Source organism: Treponema sp. UBA785 (assembly GCF_002297065.1).
Classification (GTDB): Bacteria; Spirochaetota; Spirochaetia; order Treponematales; family Treponemataceae; genus Treponema_D.
On the sequence record NZ_DBJD01000085.1, the window covers coordinates 6651 to 7124 of the forward strand.

Annotated in this window: 1 pseudogene; it reads right to left on the bottom strand. The window is 38.6% G+C overall.

Going from position 1 to position 474, the window contains the following annotated elements:
* Positions 1 to 193: 193 nt before the first annotated feature.
* Positions 194 to 474 (bottom strand): annotated as a pseudogene (locus tag B2X33_RS07380) (Rpn family recombination-promoting nuclease/putative transposase); the annotation flags it as partial.

The window sequence follows — 474 nt, forward strand, 5'->3', positions numbered from 1 at the left end:
CTAAATAAATTCAATTAACTAAAAAACAAGCGGTTTTGAGCCCTCAAAACCGCTTGTTTTTTTTAGAGATTACGGTGTTCAATAACCTCAGAAATAAAAACTTATTTTTCGCCAGTTTTTAACTTCGTAACCTGTTCCAAGGAAAGACCTGTAACAGAAGCAATCTGTTCGGCAGTTCCAAGATTCGCAGCAATCATTTTTTTGCAGTTTCGAGAGTTTTTTCGCTCGCAATATAGTTAGCCATGTTTCGTGCCATATCTTTTGCCATGTCTTGCGCCATATCTTTAGCAATATCTTGCGCCATATCTTTTGCCAAATTTCTTGCCTGCAGCTTAATCTCCTGTTCGATTGTCATATATCTGTGCCTCCACTGGGCGTTCATTTTTACACGCTCCACCAGCGCGGAAAGCCTGTCTGTAAAATCGTCTTTTGCTGTTTTTCCGCAAAGGTACTTAAAAAATGAATGGTTAAAAT